Source organism: Aerolutibacter ruishenii (genome assembly GCF_007830115.1).
Classification (GTDB): Bacteria; Pseudomonadota; Gammaproteobacteria; order Xanthomonadales; family Xanthomonadaceae; genus Aerolutibacter; species Aerolutibacter ruishenii.
In genome coordinates, this window is sequence record NZ_VLKP01000003.1 from 58968 (window position 1) to 73782 (window position 14815).

The window sequence follows — 14815 nt, forward strand, 5'->3', positions numbered from 1 at the left end:
GTCAGATGGCGCGCGAGAATCGCGCGGGGGCGGCACTGGGTTGCTGGAGGTAACGGTCGAAGCACATGGCTATGATACGCAAGAGCAGGCGTCCTGAGGGAGTGGCCCGGATGCGGTCGGCCTCGATCCGCACCAGGCCGTCCTCGACCAGCGGCTGCAGGCGCTCGTAGGCGTCAGCGAAATACTCGCGGAAGTCGATGCCGTAGCGGCGCTCCAGCGACCGGATCGGGATCTCGCCCTGGCACATCAGGCATTGGATCAGGTCGGCCCTCAGCAGGTCGTCCTCGCTCAGGCGCATGCCGCGCCACACCGGCAGGCGGCCCTCGTCCAGCGCGATCTGCCAGCTGGGCAGGTCGCGCGGGTTCTGGCTGAAGCTGTCACCGATGTGGCTGATCGCGCTGACGCCCAGGCCCACCAGATCACTGTCGGCGTGGGTGGTGTAGCCCATGAAATTGCGATGCAGGCCGCCGCGCTGTTGTGCCAGCGACAGCTCGTCGTCGGGCAGGGCGAAGTGGTCCATGCCGATGTAGTCGTAACCGGCGGCGGTGAGCTTTTCGATGGCCAGGCGCAGCAGGTCCAGCTTCAGCTCGGCGCTGGGCAGGTCCTCGGCGTTGAGCTGGCGTTGCGGCTTGAACATTTCCGGCAGGTGCGCGTAGCTGTACACGGCCAGGCGGCTGGGGCGGGCCAGCGCCACGGTGTCCAGCGTACGCTCGAAGCCGGCCAGGTTCTGCTTCGGCAGGCCGTAGATCAGGTCGACGTTGACCGAACGCATGCCGTTGTCGCGACAGGCGTTGATGATGGCCACGGTTTCTTCGACCGACTGGATGCGGTTCACCGCTTCCTGCACGGCCGGATCGAAGTCCTGCACGCCCAGGCTGGCGCGGTTGAAGCCGGCCGCGGCCAGTTGCGCGACGTCGTCGGGCTTGATGAAGCGGGGGTCCAGCTCGATGGAGATGTCGCGATCGCGCGCCTCGCTGAAGCGGAAGTTGTTCCGCAGTACGTCAACCGTCTCGTGCAGTTGCGCCGGCGAGAGGAAGTTGGGCGTGCCTCCGCCGAAGTGTAGCTGGATGACCTCGCGGTCACGGTCGAACAGTCCCGCGACCAGTTCGATCTCCCGGTACAGGCGCGCCAGGTACGCGGCGCCACGGGCGAGGTCGCGGGTGATGATCCGGTTGCAGCCGCAGTAGAAACACGGGCTCATGCAGAACGGCACGTGCACGTACAGCGACAAACGACGCGGGATGGGGTCGCCGTTGCTCAGTGCGGCCGCGTCGCGCAGTTGGCTCTCGCCGAAGCTGGCGCTGAACTGCGGTGCAGTGGGGTAGGACGTATACCGCGGGCCGGGCCGGTCATAGCGGCGCAGCAGGTCGGCGTCAAAGGGCGGGATCACGGGCATGGACTGTACGCTAAGCGCTTGAAACGCCGGGTACTTTGATTTGGGTCAAACCGCTTGCCGGAGCTGCCCCGTGGGCCCCTGTGGATGGATCCAGGTCAAGGAGCGGCGCGCGGGCTCCGGCGTTCCAGGCTGCGCGCGACAAGTGCGTCCACCACCGGGATGGGATGTTTCAGCCAGTGGAAATGGTCGGCCCGCATACCCGGGGCCTGGTGATCGAGCACGTTGATGGTCGCATGCGCGGCGCTGAGCTTGGACAGCAGGAATCGCAGCGACGACGCCGGTGCCAGCCAATCATTGGCCATCACCACCGCGTGGACGTCCATGGGTGATGCGGCCAGCGCCTGTTCGAGGTCGGCGTCCAGCCCGTGTGCGGCGTACTGCCCCGTGATGCCGGTACGCGCCCAGTCGCGGATCAGACCGCGCGCCTCGGTGCCACCAAAGCCAATGCGCCTGCCCGGCAACGCGCCCGCTCGCTCCGCCAGCCATGGCAGGAACCGGTAGGCCATCGGCAGCCACCAGCGCGTGGGCGCCGGGAAGGACCGCCAGTACGGCGCGCCACTGGCCACCAGCCACAGGCGATGCACGTCGTGAGCGGTGAGGCCCGCGTAGCAGGCGGCCAGTTGTCCGCCAAGGCTGTGACCACCCACGATGCGCTCCACGCCGGGTAGCTGCGAAACGATGGCGGCTTCGCTGGCAGGGATGTCCTGCGCCAGCAGTTCCAGGTATCCCCAGTCCTGCGTGTGGCCGGCGCGCAGTGAACTGGTGCCATGTCCGCGCCATTCGTGCACGAACACGGCGACGTTCCGCGCAGCCAGCGCCTCGGCGAAGGGCAGGTAATGCCGCGCGGCGATCCCCAGCGCAGGCAGCCAAAGCAGCGTGGCTGCCGGCCGCGTCGGAACGCGCGCAAGCAGTGTCCAGCCGTGGCCATCGCCGGATTTCACGGGTGTTTCGCTGGCGCGCCAATTCCGTTGGGTGCCTGCCTGGGGCGGAAGTGTGGCTGACATCAGGGTCAGGCAGGTGTAGCGCCGAAGTGATCAAGCACGACGACGGAGCCGAGGCCGGGCCGGTAGCCACGAAGCAGGGCGCGGTGCACGTAGCCGGACGCCTCGCGGCAGGCAATCGCAAGCGGTGCGCCCATCGCCAAGCCCGCCGCCACCGCGGACGCCAGGGTGCAGCCGGTGCCGTGCGCTTCCAACTGCAGCCGTGGGTGCTGGATGCTGCGAACGCCGCTCGCATCGGCCAGCAGGTCCACGATGGTGTCGGGCGAGGCGTCCACCGGCAGGTGGCCGCCCTTGAGCAAAACGGCGCGCACGCCCGCTTCAAGGAAATGCGCGCATGCCGCTTGCATTGCCTCCAGGCTTTCGATGGCCTGCCCTGTCAGCAGCGTGGCCTCCGGCAGGTTGGGCGTGATGATCGTGGCCAGTGGCAACAGGCGCTGGCGCATGGCGTCCAGTGCATCCGGTTGCAACAGCCGGGCACCGGAGGTGGCCACCATCACCGGATCCAGCACCAGGTGCGGCGGTCGGTGGTGTTCCAGGGCGTCGGCCACGGCGTGGATCACGTCGCTGGTCGCCAGCATGCCCAGCTTCACCGCCTGCACGTTGAAGTCGTCGAAGCACGCGTCGATCTGTGCACGCAGGAAGGCCAGGGAGGGCACTTCAACCGCTGTCACACCCCGTGTGTGCTGTGCCGTCAGCGCGGCAATGGCGCTCAATCCGTGCACGCGGTGTGCGGCGAAGGTTTTCAGGTCGGCCTGGATGCCGGCACCACCGCCTGAGTCGGAACCGGCAATGGTCAGGGCGCTGGCGGGGCGCGGATCGGTCACGCGGTGTCTCCGGTGGGGCAGGGGACCATGATGCCCGGTTCGGCTGTCGATATCCGGCCCTGTGGCTCAGTCGCCAGCGTCGTATTCGCGCTCGCGCAGCGCCCACAGGTAGCGATAGGCCACGTAGCCCACGCCCGTGGCACCCGTCAGCACGGCCGGCACAAGCAACGCGTCGTAGCCCATCCGCCCGAACAGCAGTGCGCCCGCGACTGCCCCGGCGAAGAAGCTGCTGATGATCAGCACGCACAACAGCAGCCTGCGCCGCTGCAGCGGCATGCCGCGCAGTGCATGGCCCAGGCCGATGCCCAGGTCCGTGAACATGCCACTGAGGTGCGAGGTGCGGATGACCGCGCCGCTGTAGGTGGTGGCCATCGCGTTCTGCACGCCGCAGGCCATCGCCGCCAGCAGCGCGCCTGCGATCTGCTCGTGTTTGAACAGGGGAATCGCGGCCAGCAGCAACGCCGACTCCAGCGCCAGCGTGACGCCGTAGCGCCGGCCCAGGCGCAAAGTGCTGTCCTGGATGATCATGCCGCTCAACGCGGCCCCCAGCATGAAGGCCAGCGCCACGCCGCCCAGGTGCGACGCCGCCCGCATGTCGCCGCGGGCAATGGCCGAACCCAGCAGCGTGGTGGTGCCGGTCAGGTGGGTGACGGCCTGGTGCTCGAAGCCCAGGTAACCCACGACGTTGACCATGCCCGCGACGCCGGCCAGCAGGCCGGCGCCCAACCATACCCAGCGCGGCAACTCGATCCCCATGCGGTCCGCTTACAGCACTTCCGACGCGTAGTCGGCCAGGCGCGAGCGTTCGCCCCGACGCAACGTCACGTGCGCGCTGTGCGGCCAGTGCTTGAAGCGGTCCACCGCATACGTCAGGCCTGAGGTGGTTTCGGTCAGGTACGGCGTGTCGATCTGCTCCACGTTGCCCAGGCACACGATCTTGGTGCCAGGCCCGGCGCGGGTGATCAGCGTCTTCATCTGCTTGGGCGTGAGGTTCTGCGCCTCGTCGAGGATCAGCCAGCGGCTCAGGAACGTGCGCCCGCGCATGAAGTTGAGCGAGCGGATCTTGATCCGGCTGGCCAGCAGGTCGTTGGTCGCCGCGCGGCCCCAGGTGCCGCCATCCTGGTTGTGGGTCAGTACCTCCAGGTTGTCGGTCAGGGCGCCCATCCACGGGGTCATCTTTTCCTCTTCCGTGCCCGGCAGGAAGCCGATGTCCTCGCCCACGCTGACCGTGGCGCGGGTCATGATGATTTCGCGGTAGCGCTGCTGGTCCATGGTCTGCGCCAGGCCTGCGGCCAGCGCCAGCAGGGTCTTGCCGGTGCCGGCGGTGCCGAGCAGGGTGACGAAGTCGATCTCCGGGTCCATCAGCGCGTTGAGCGCGAAGTTCTGCTCGCGGTTGCGCGCGGTGATACCCCATACCGAGTGCTGGTTGTGGCGGAAGTCATCGACGATCTGCAGCACCACCTTGCTGTCGGTGACCCGCGCCACCTTCATTTCCGACTCCTCATCGCCCGGCAGGTACAGGAACTGGTTGGGGTACCAGTCGTCATCCGGGTTGCGGGTCAGTTCGTAGAAGGTGCGGCCCTTCTCGGTCCATGACTTCAGGTCCTTGCCGTGGCGCGACCAGAAGTCCTCGGGCAGCGCGGTGGCGCCGGTGTACAGCAGGCTGAAATCGTCCAGCGCGCGGTCGTTCTCGTAGTCTTCGCTGGCGATGGCGGCGATCGACGCCTTGATCCGCAGGTTGATGTCCTTGGAGATGAAGACCACCGGCACGCCGGGGTTGCCTTCCTTCAGCGACAGGATCGAGCCAAGGATGTGGTTGTCCGGGATCACCGCGCCGAAGCGCTTGCCCGCATCGAAATCGCGGGTCTGGAACAGCAGCCGGCCGGTGCTCTGGTCGCCACGCAGCTGCAGCCCCTGCGGTCGTGCCAGCGGCACGCCTTCGTGTATGTCAGTGGTGCCGGCGGCCTCGATCACCTCGTTGAGGAAACGGCTGACCTGGCGCGCGTTGCGGCTGGCTTCGGAGTTGCCCTTCTTCGCGTTGTCGAGCTCTTCGATGACCTGCATCGGCAGGAACACATCGTGCTCGGCGAACTTGAACAGTGCGGTCGGGTCATGCATGAGCACGTTGGTGTCGAGCACGTAGATCCGCTTGCTTCGTGTCATTCCTGGCCTCGTGGCGATGGGCGGCCGCGGTTGCGGCGACGCCGGTTCATGGCGATGGGGTGGGGCAGGTTGGGACTGGACTGGCGCGGTCTCCCCGGCCGCGCGCGGCAAAGCCACCACAGGCCCGCGGGGCGGGGTGGTGGGCTGATGTGGACAGGTGAGGTCACTTCGTTGCGGAACCCTTGTTGAGCTCTCTGTGGAGCCCTGGTGGCACGGAGCTTTTGTGGAGCGCCTACTTGATGAAGCCCTGCAGTGCGTCCAGGACGGACTGCGCATGGCCCGCGACTTTGACCGGTCGCCATGACTGCACTATTACGCCTTTCGGGTCGATCAGGAAAGTACTTCTTTCAATTCCGACATACTCGCGCCCGTACAGCTTCTTGGGCTTGATCACGCCGAAGGCGTTGCAAAGCGCTTCGTCCTGGTCGCTGACCAGCTCGAACTTGAAGCCTTGCTTGGCGCAGAAGTTCTGGTGTGACTTGAGCGAGTCGCGGGAAACGCCCAGCACGGTCGCGCCGAGTTTCCTGAACTTCGGCAGCAGCGCGTTGAAATCCAGGCCCTCGGTGGTGCAGCCAGGCGTGCTGTCCTTCGGGTAGAAGTACAGCACCAGCCACTGGCCCTCGAAATCGCCGGTCCGGGCGTTGGTGCCGCTGGAGAGCGCGAGCGGCAGGTCGGGGATGCGGTCGCCGGTGTCGAGCATGGCAGTCCTCAGAACTTCATCGGGTCCATGATGGCATCGAGGTTCAGGTGGTCGCAGAACTCCAGGAAGTCATCGCGCAGCGCGGCGATGTGCATGCTGGCCGGCACGCCGATGGTCACCTGCGCTGAAAACATGTCCGCGCCGGTCTGCATGGCGCGGTAGCGCGAGCAGTGCAGGCTCTCGATGGTGATGCCCTGGCGATCGAAGAAGTCCGCCAGCTGGAACAGGATGCCCGGCTTGTCCGCGGCCACGACTTCGACGATGTACGGCAGCAGGTTGGACTGGATCTGCTTGGGGCCGGTGCGGTACCACACCAGCTTGATGCCTTCCTCGCGCTCCAGCCGGGACAGCATGGCTTCGAGCTTTGCGACGGAGTCCCAGGAACCCACGGCCAGCGCGGTGACCGACACGTCGCGACCCACGGTGGAAAGCCGCGCGTCAACGAGGTTGCAGCCACTGTCGGAGATCCGCCGGGTGACCGACAGCAGCGGGGATTCCGGATGCGTGGTGTAGGCGTTGATCAGCAGGTGGTTTTCGTTCGGCGACGGCCGGGCGGCGGAATCGGTCAAGGCGGCGCCTGCAGGGGGGAGCATGGGCTCGGGTGGCTGAACGGCAGTCCTGGGACGCCGCATATGAGTGGGGAGGATACTGGGCCGCGCTTCGGGGTCGCAACCCGGACGCCTCGAAATTCCTGGTACCAGCCCGCGCCAGGACATTGCCTTGGCAACCGCCATGGACGGCCCGGTCCATCCCGATTAGCATCGCAGGGCTGAAATCCACGCGCCCACCCGATCCACGCGAAGGCCCCATTTTGCGACTTTCCGGCAGCATCACTGCGCTGGCCACGCCGTTCGGCGTCACCGGCGAACTAGACCTCGACGCCTGGCAGCGCCTGTTGGCCGGGCAACTGGAGGGCGGCACCCAGGCCATCGTGGTCGCCGGCTCCACTGGCGAAGCCAACGCGCTCCACGATGACGAGTTCGACATCCTGCTGCGCACCGCGGTGGAAGCGGTTGCCGGACGTATTCCCGTGCTGGCCGGCACGGGCCTGTCCAATACCGCCAAGACCATCGAGCAGTCCCGCCGCGCCGCGGCCCTGGGCGCGGACGCCGCACTTATCGTCACCCCGCCCTACGTGCGACCCACGCAGGCCGGCATGGTCGCGCACTACCGCGCGATCGCCGACGACGGAGCGTTGCCGGTCGTGCTCTACAACGTGCCGGGCCGCACGGGCAGCGATCTGCTGCCGGAAACCGTGTCGGAGCTGTACCAGCACCCGCGCATCGTTGGCATCAAGGAGGCGCGTAACGACCCTGGTCGCATGGCTGCATTGCTGGCGTTCAGGAGCGAGGCTTTCACCGTCCTCAGCGGCGACGATTCGACCGCGTGCCGTGCCATGCTGGCCGGTGCGGATGGCGTGGTGTCCGTGGCATCCAACGTGCTGCCGCGGTCGTTCCGCCGGTTGTGCGACCTTGCACGCGCCCGCCGTGTGGATGATGCCCTGGCATGGGATGCTCGCCTGGCCCCGACCTATGATTTCTTCGGCATCGAGCCGAACCCCATCCCGGTGAAGGCACTGCTGGCAATGGACGGTATCGGGCATGGCCTGCGCCTGCCGTTGACCGAGTTGTCCAGCACGCATCGGGACACCGCCATCCGGATCGCCGGCATCGTCCGCGACCTTGAATCCGCCTGCCGCGACTCCGTCACGGCCTGAAAGCAGGAGTAGTACATGCGTCTGAACGTTTCTATGGGTCGAATGCTGGTGGGTGGCGTGATGCTGGCCGCAGTGGTGGCAAGCAGCGGCTGCGGCTGGTGGCGCAAGAGCGACAAGCTGTTCGGTGACGACGTGGCCTCACGCCCGCTGGAAGTCCCGCCGCCGCTGGATCGCGCCGCGGCTGCGCCGACGACCGGGTCGGCAACCGCTTCCGGCACCGCGGGCGCGCAGGCAAAGCCCGCGGGTGATGCGATCGCGGCCACCGGGTTCACCGTCGGCGACAGCCGCGATGTCGCGTTCGACAAGGTGGGCGAGGCGTTGGCGAAGGTGGAGGGCGCGACGATCGCCAGCCGGGCGCAACTGCTGGGTGCCTATGACGTCAACTACGGTGGCGGCAACTTCCTGGTGCGCATCACCGCGGTGGAGGCGGGGGCCTACGTCTCGGCGGTCGACCCGCGCGGCGTGCCGGCGACCGGTGAGGCGCCGGTCAAGCTGATCGCCAGCCTCAAGGAAGCGCTGGGCGGGCGTTGATTTTGAGTCGGTGTGACGCGCGGCGGGATTGGCTGCCGCGCGGGGCGCGCCTCAGCGCTCCAGTAGCGGCAGCTTGCCGGTCTTGCCGTCCCATTCGGCGGCATCCGGCAACGGGTCCTTGCGGGCATTGATCACCGGCCATTCCTTCGCCAGTTCCGCGTTCAGAGCCACGTAGCCCTCCTGCCCAGCGGGAACATCGTCCTCCGGGTAGATCGCGTTGGCCGGGCATTCCGGCTCGCACAGGGTGCAGTCGATGCACTCGTCCGGGTCGATCACCAGGAAATTGGGACCCTCATGGAAGCAGTCCACCGGGCACACTTCCACGCAGTCGGTGTACTTGCACTTGATGCAGTTCTCGGTGACGACGAAGGGCATGGCGGTGTTCCGTGGGGATCGAAGCTACGCCAAGTTTAACGGTTTGGCGGCGTTGTACCCAAGCGCCGGACGTGCGGCATGTGGCCGGAACAGGGTGCGCGGGCTGCACGTGCACCCTTGCACCTGGCATGGCGTCGCAAACAGAAAAGCCCGCGCTGTTGGCGCGGGCTTTTCGTGCGATCGGATCGCGAATTGGCGCTCCCTACGAGATTCGAACTCGTGTTTTAGCCTTGAGAGGGCCACGTCCTAGGCCTCTAGACGAAGGGAGCTGGGGTCACGCCAGGACGATACGTCGAAGCGTGGCCTGCTAGTATAGGCGGCTCCGTGACCGTAGGCAACGGGCCATTCATCGCCCGGTCACGATTCCCTCTACCCAGCGGCAAGCCCCGCCCTTGATGCAGCCAACCGACAAAACTCCAGCCGTTTCGCCGCGCAGCATTCCGCGCGACCAGCACAATGTCTCGCGCAAGGACGTGAGCCCCAACGCCCTGCGCGTGCTCTACCGCTTGCGCGAGGCCGGCTTTGGCGCCTACCTGGTGGGTGGTGCGGTCCGCGACCTGCTGGTCGGTGGACACCCGAAGGATTTCGACGTGGCCACCGATGCCACGCCGGAGCAGGTCAAACAGCTGTTCCGCAATTGCCGGCTCATCGGCCGCCGCTTCCGGCTGGCGCATGTGGTGTTTGGCCGCGAGATCATCGAGGTGGCGACGTTCCGCTCCAATGCCGACGACGGCAGTGGGGACCGCGAAGTGCACGACGACGGTCGCCTGTTGCGCGACAACGTCTACGGCACCATCGAGGAAGATGCGGTCCGCCGCGACTTCACCGCCAACGCGCTGTACTACGCCATCGAGGATTTCTCGGTCCGCGACTACGTGGGTGGCTTCGAGGACGTGCGCAACAAGGTGCTGCGCCTGATCGGCGACCCGGAAACACGTTACCGCGAGGATCCGGTGCGCATGCTCCGTGCGGTGCGCCTGGCGGCCAAGCTGGACTTCGAGATCGAGCGCGACACCGCCACGCCGATCCCGGCGCTGGCCCCGCTGCTCCGCGAGGCCGCGCCGGCCCGGCTGTTCGAGGAATGCCTGAAGCTGTTCCTGTCGGGTCATGCCGTGGCCAGTTTCGAGCGCCTGGAGCAGCATGGCCTGTTGTCGGCGCTGTTCCCGGAGTCGGCGGCGGCGCTGAAGGCGAACCGCAGCGGTGCTTTGCGGCGAATGGTGCTGGCTGGCCTGCGCAACACCGACCAGCGCGTGGCCAACGACGAGCCGGTATCGCCGGCATTCCTCTTCGCCCTGCTGCTGTGGCCGGCCTACTGTCGTGCGCTGATGCAGCTGCAGGCGCAGGGCATGCATGCGGTGGAAGCGGAGCGCCGTGCCGCCGATCGCGTGACCGTGCACCAGTTGGACACCATCGCGCTGCCGCGCCGGTTCTCGTTGCCGATGCAGGAGATCTGGCTGCTGCAGGGCCGGTTTTCCCAGCGCCAGCGCAAGCGGGTGTTCCGCCTGCTCGCGCATCCGCGTTTCCGCGCGGCGTTCGACTTCCTCACGTTGCGGCTCTCGGCCTCGGACGAGCATGCGGCCGACGTGGCGTTCTGGCGCGAAGCCCAGGCCCAGCCGGGCGACGCGCTGGCGGCGCAACTGGAGGCCCATCCCGCCCAGGATGATGCCGACGGGGAGGGCCGAGCACCGCGCAAGCGCCGCCGTCGCCGCCGCAACGGTGGCGGTGCGGGCGCCGATCACGCCGACACGCAGGAGCCTGCGGGCGGGTGAGCATGCCCGTGCTGGCGGTGATCGGGCTCGGTGGCAACATCGGCGATGCCGCTGCAGCCGTGCGCACGGCGTTTCATGCCATCGGGCAGCTGCCGGGTACGCGTGCGGTGCGTTGCTCCCGGCTGTACCGCACGCCGGCCTGGGGCGTGACCGCACAGGCGGATTTCGTCAATGCCGCGGTGCTGGTGGAGACGACCCTGGCGCCGCTGGCGTTGTTGCAGGCCTTGTTGCAACTGGAGCGCGAAGCGGGCCGCGAGCGCAGCGCCGATGGCAGTGACCGTTGGGGTCCGCGCACGCTTGACCTGGACCTGCTGCTTTATGGCGAGGCCGCCATCGACCTGCCGGGACTGCGCGTGCCGCATCCCCGGCTGGCGGAACGCGCCTTTGCACTGGTGCCGTTGGTGGAAGTCGCGCCGGATGCGATCATTCCCGGTGTCGGGCCCGCGGCGCACGCACTGGCGGCGCTGGTGTCCGGTGACATCCAGGTGCTGGAGGGGTAAGTGACTCCGGCACGGTTTCGACAACCGGCCCACGCACCACGGGCCACCAACCACCAGGGATCGGGCTGACGCCATGTACACCTCCACCCCGCAGGACAAACCCTGGACCGTGCCGGCGCTGGCCGATGCCAAGCGCGCAGGCCGCAGGCTGGTGATGTTGACGTGCTACGACGCCGGTTTCGCGCGCACGCTCGAAGCCACCGGCATCGACCTGGTGCTGATCGGCGATTCGCTGGGCATGGTGGTGCAGGGGCATGACAGCACGCTGCCGGTGACCGTGGATGACATCGCGTACCACACCGCCTGCGTGAAGCGCGGCCTGTCGAAGGCACTGCTGGTCGCCGACCTGCCGTTCCAGGCCGATGCCACGCCGGAGCGCGCGCTGGAGGCCTCCACCCGCCTGCTGCAGGCGGGCGCGGCGATGGTCAAGCTGGAAGGCGCCGGCCACAAGCTCGACGTGATCCGCTTCCTGGTGGAGCGGGAGATCCCGGTCTGCGGCCACCTTGGCCTGACGCCGCAGTCGGTGCTTCGCCTGGGCGGTTACAAGGTGCAGGGCCGCGACGATGCCGCCGCGGAGAAACTGCGCGCCGATGCGCGCGCCGTGGCCGAAGCCGGTGCCGCGTTGCTGGTGCTGGAATGCGTGCCCAGCGGCCTGGCCGCATCGATCACCGCCGACCTGGCCATCCCGACCATCGGTATTGGCGCGGGTCCGGGTTGCGATGGGCAGGTGCTGGTGCTGCATGACCTGCTGGGGGTCAACAGCGGCCATCGCCGGCCGCGCTTCGTGAAGGATTTCCTGGCCGAAGGCGGCTCGGTGGCGGGTGCCATGCAGGCCTATGCCGAGGCCGTGCGCAATGGCAGCTTCCCCGATGCCGAGCATTCCTACGCCTGATCGACGCCGACCCCACAGGAACAGTTGCAGATGATCGAGACCCTCCAGGACCTGGCGTCGCTGCGTGCCCGCGTGGCGCACTGGAAGCGCGAAGGCCTGCGCGTGGCGCTGGTGCCCACCATGGGCAACCTGCACGCGGGCCATTTCTCGCTGGTCGAGCTGGCACGCCGCCATGCGGACCGGGTGGTGGCCAGCGTGTTCGTGAATCCCACGCAGTTCGGGCCCAACGAGGATTTCGCCCGCTACCCGCGCACCCCCGAAGCCGATGCCGAAGGTCTGGGCGCAGCGGGTTGCGACGTGCTCTGGATGCCGTCGGTCGAGGTCATGTACCCCTACGGCGCCGAGGCAGCGGTCAGCGTCCGCGTGCCGGGTGTGACCGCCACGCTGGAAGGCGCGCACCGGCCGGGACATTTCGACGGGGTGGCCACGGTGGTGTCGCGCCTGCTGCTGCAGGTGCAGCCCGACGTGGCGGTTTTTGGCCGCAAGGACTACCAGCAGCTGGCCGTGATCCGCTACATGGTCCGCGATCTGGCATTCCCGGTGGAACTGGTGGCCGCACCGACGTTCCGCGCGGAGGACGGTCTGGCGCTCAGTTCCCGCAACCAGTACCTGTCGGCGGACGAGCGGGCCCGCGCACCCGGCATCCACCGCGTCCTGCAGTCGATGCGGGCAGCGGTGCAGGCAGGCACCGCGCTTGCCGAGGTGGAGGCCGCGGCCTCGGACGCATTGGAAGCTGAAGGCTTCCGGGTGGACTACGCCGTGATCCGCACCCCGGACCTGCAGGTGCCGGTCGAAGGCGGGTCGGGCGGTCGGGTGGCGCTGGTCGCGGCCCGGCTGGGCGGCACCCGGCTGATCGACAACGTCGAATTCGACGCCTGAACGGCCGGCTACGGCATGCCGGCTCCCGGCTGAACCGGTTTGCCGCCGATGTTGCAATGCGCCATCGGCTGGTAGAATCCTGCCGTCACCCGCGCCCCCCTGCGGATTGAGTACGCACATGCACCTGAACCTGCTCAAGGCCAAGATCCACCGTGCCACCGTCACCCACGCCGAGCTGCATTACGAAGGCTCGTGCGCCATCGACGGGCGGCTGCTCGATATCTCGGGCATCCGCGAGTACGAGCAGATCCACATCTACAACATCAACAGCGGCCACCGCTTCTCGACCTATGCGATCCGTGCCGAGGAAGGCAGCGGGATCATCTCGGTCAACGGTGCCGCGGCGCACTGCGCCCAGGTCGGCGACCTGGTGATCATCTGCGCCTACGGCGTGTGCGACGAGGCCGAGGCGGCCAAGTACAAGCCGACCCTGGTCTACGTGGACGGCGACAACCTCCTGACCCACACCAACCACTCGATCCCCGCACAGGCCGCCTGACCGGCACATGGCCACGACGAACGGGCTGGACGAACTCGCTTCCCGCGCGGCCCGTCTCGAAGGGGTCAGCACCGCTTCACTGGTTGCCGCCGATCCGGACAGGGCGGCCGGGTTCGCCGTACGCGCGGGCCCGGTGTACGCCAACTTCGCCCGCCAACGCTACGATCGCAAGGCGCTTGACGCGCTTTTCGCACTGGCCGAATCGCTGGACGCACCCGGTCGCCTGCGTGCCCTGTTCGGTGGCGAACCCGTCAACCAGACCGAGGGCCGTGCGGCCCTGCATACCGCACTACGTGGCGACCTGACGGGCACCGAATCCGGTCGCGAGGCGCATGCGCAGGCGCTGGCCGTGCGCGAGCGCATGCGTGCGCTGGGCGATGCGCTGGCCGCCAGCCAAGTCACCGACATCGTCAGCGTCGGCATCGGCGGCTCCGACCTCGGGCCGCGGCTGGTGGTCGACGCGCTGGCACCGGTGGAAGGCGGGCGCTTCCGCGTGCATTTCCTGTCCAACGTGGACGGGGCCGCCGCGCAGCGCGTGCTGGCCGGACTGGACCCGGCGCGCACCGCCGTACTGCTGATCTCCAAGACCTTCGGCACGCAGGAAACGTTGCTCAACGGCGCGATCCTGCGGGCCTGGCTGGGTGATGACCGCCGTCTCTACGCCATCACCGCCAATCCCGACCGCGCCACCGCCGCGTTCGCCATTCCGCACGAGCGCGTCCTGCCGATGTGGGACTGGGTCGGTGGTCGCTACTCGTTGTGGTCGGCGGTCGGGTTTCCGATCGCACTGGCCATTGGCATGGACCAGTTCGAGGCGTTGTTGAACGGCGCGGCGGGCATGGACGCGCACGTGCTGCTGACGCCGCTGCGCGAGAACCTGGCGGTGTGGCATGCGATGACGGCGGTGTGGAACCGCAACGCGCTGAAACTGTCCACGCAGGCGGTATTGCCCTATGACGAGCGACTGAAGCTCCTGCCCAATTACCTGCAGCAGCTGGTGATGGAAAGCCTGGGCAAATCCGTGCGCCTGGATGGCTCCCCCGTTGGCGTTGATACGGTGCCGGTGTGGTGGGGTGGTGCGGGCACCGACAGCCAGCACAGCTTCTTCCAGGCGCTGCACCAGGGCACCAGCATCGAGCCGGTGGACTTCATTGGCGTCGCGCGGTCGGACCATGACCATCCGGGCAACCACCTGGCATTGCTGGCCAACCTGTTCGCGCAGTCGGAGGCGTTCGCCAACGGCCAGGACAGCGATGATCCGCACCGCAGCTACGCCGGCCAGCGCCCGAGCACGCTGATCCTGCTTGACGAACTGACGCCCAAGTCGCTCGGTGCCCTGATCGCCCTGTACGAGCACAGCGTGTACCTGCAGGGCCTGGTGTGGGGCATCAACCCGTTCGACCAGTTCGGCGTGGAGTTGGGCAAGCAGGTGGCCAACCGGCTGTTGCCGGCACTGGAAGGCGCCGTTGAGGCCAAGGATCCGGTGACTGCGGCATTACTCGCCGAATGGCGCCAGCGGGTGTCGCCGACGCGCTGACGGGACCACGCCGGCCCCTTCCCGCCGGCCTG

15 protein-coding genes, 1 tRNA gene and 1 pseudogene are annotated in these 14815 nt (G+C 67.8%); 8 read left to right on the forward strand and 9 right to left on the reverse strand.

Features of this window, described 5'->3' with window-relative positions:
- Position 1: 1 nt before the first annotated feature.
- The 7 genes from hemN to IP93_RS04350 form a co-directional block, all read right to left on the reverse strand.
- Complete coding sequence (hemN, locus tag IP93_RS04320) at positions 2-1396, reverse strand: oxygen-independent coproporphyrinogen III oxidase (RefSeq protein ID WP_144812498.1); 1395 nt, start codon at positions 1394-1396, stop codon at positions 2-4.
- Positions 1397-1491: 95 nt separating this feature from the next.
- Entirely contained in the window at positions 1492-2337 is an 846-nt protein-coding gene (locus IP93_RS04325) for an alpha/beta hydrolase family protein (RefSeq protein WP_242006739.1), read from the reverse strand.
- Positions 2338-2405: 68 nt separating this feature from the next.
- On the reverse strand, positions 2406-3221 hold the full coding sequence (thiD, locus tag IP93_RS04330) for a bifunctional hydroxymethylpyrimidine kinase/phosphomethylpyrimidine kinase (protein WP_144812502.1): 816 nt from the start codon (positions 3219-3221) through the stop codon (positions 2406-2408).
- Positions 3222-3287: 66 nt separating this feature from the next.
- Complete coding sequence (locus tag IP93_RS04335) at positions 3288-3977, reverse strand: YoaK family protein (RefSeq protein WP_144812505.1); 690 nt, start codon at positions 3975-3977, stop codon at positions 3288-3290.
- A 9-nt stretch (positions 3978-3986) separates the two neighbouring features.
- A complete protein-coding gene (locus tag IP93_RS04340) occupies positions 3987-5384 on the reverse strand; it encodes a PhoH family protein (protein ID WP_144812508.1) in 1398 nt (465 codons plus the stop codon).
- A 232-nt stretch (positions 5385-5616) separates the two neighbouring features.
- Complete coding sequence (locus IP93_RS04345; RefSeq protein ID WP_144812510.1) at positions 5617-6084, reverse strand: peroxiredoxin; 468 nt, start codon at positions 6082-6084, stop codon at positions 5617-5619.
- Positions 6085-6092: 8 nt separating this feature from the next.
- Positions 6093-6677 (reverse strand): glycine cleavage system transcriptional repressor, encoded by a 585-nt coding sequence (locus IP93_RS04350; RefSeq protein WP_242006740.1) that lies wholly within the window; start codon positions 6675-6677, stop codon positions 6093-6095.
- A gap of 218 nt (positions 6678-6895) precedes the next feature.
- On the opposite strand from IP93_RS04350, the gene dapA reads away from it, so the two are divergent.
- Both dapA and IP93_RS04360 read left to right on the forward strand, forming a co-directional pair.
- Positions 6896-7801 carry a 4-hydroxy-tetrahydrodipicolinate synthase gene (dapA, locus tag IP93_RS04355; protein WP_144812515.1) on the forward strand — a complete coding sequence of 302 codons (906 nt, stop codon included), beginning with the start codon at positions 6896-6898 and terminating at the stop codon, positions 7799-7801.
- Between the two features lie 15 nt (positions 7802-7816).
- Positions 7817-8332, forward strand: a complete 516-nt coding sequence (locus IP93_RS04360) for a hypothetical protein (RefSeq protein ID WP_144812517.1) — start codon at positions 7817-7819, stop codon at positions 8330-8332.
- Positions 8333-8383: 51 nt separating this feature from the next.
- Here the strand turns inward: IP93_RS04360 and fdxA are convergent, their stop codons facing one another.
- Entirely contained in the window at positions 8384-8707 is a 324-nt protein-coding gene (gene fdxA, locus IP93_RS04365) for a ferredoxin FdxA (RefSeq protein ID WP_036134891.1), read from the reverse strand.
- 193 nt (positions 8708-8900) lie between these two features.
- Positions 8901-8976, reverse strand: a tRNA-Glu gene (locus IP93_RS04370).
- Positions 8977-9138: 162 nt separating this feature from the next.
- Between IP93_RS04370 and pcnB the strand changes: the two are divergent.
- The 6 genes and pseudogenes from pcnB to pgi all read left to right on the forward strand — a co-directional run.
- Positions 9139-10476 (forward strand): annotated as a pseudogene (gene pcnB / locus IP93_RS04375) (polynucleotide adenylyltransferase PcnB); the annotation flags it as partial.
- A gap of 2 nt (positions 10477-10478) precedes the next feature.
- On the forward strand, positions 10479-10976 hold the full coding sequence (folK, locus tag IP93_RS04380) for a 2-amino-4-hydroxy-6-hydroxymethyldihydropteridine diphosphokinase (RefSeq protein ID WP_144813104.1): 498 nt from the start codon (positions 10479-10481) through the stop codon (positions 10974-10976).
- A 73-nt stretch (positions 10977-11049) separates the two neighbouring features.
- Positions 11050-11868 carry a 3-methyl-2-oxobutanoate hydroxymethyltransferase gene (gene panB / locus IP93_RS04385; RefSeq protein ID WP_144812522.1) on the forward strand — a complete coding sequence of 273 codons (819 nt, stop codon included), beginning with the start codon at positions 11050-11052 and terminating at the stop codon, positions 11866-11868.
- A 30-nt stretch (positions 11869-11898) separates the two neighbouring features.
- Entirely contained in the window at positions 11899-12747 is an 849-nt protein-coding gene (gene panC / locus IP93_RS04390) for a pantoate--beta-alanine ligase (protein ID WP_144812525.1), read from the forward strand.
- A 118-nt stretch (positions 12748-12865) separates the two neighbouring features.
- Complete coding sequence (gene panD, locus IP93_RS04395; RefSeq protein ID WP_144812528.1) at positions 12866-13246, forward strand: aspartate 1-decarboxylase; 381 nt, start codon at positions 12866-12868, stop codon at positions 13244-13246.
- A gap of 7 nt (positions 13247-13253) precedes the next feature.
- Entirely contained in the window at positions 13254-14783 is a 1530-nt protein-coding gene (pgi, locus tag IP93_RS04400; protein WP_144812530.1) for a glucose-6-phosphate isomerase, read from the forward strand.
- The last annotated feature ends 32 nt before the right edge of the window (positions 14784-14815 follow it).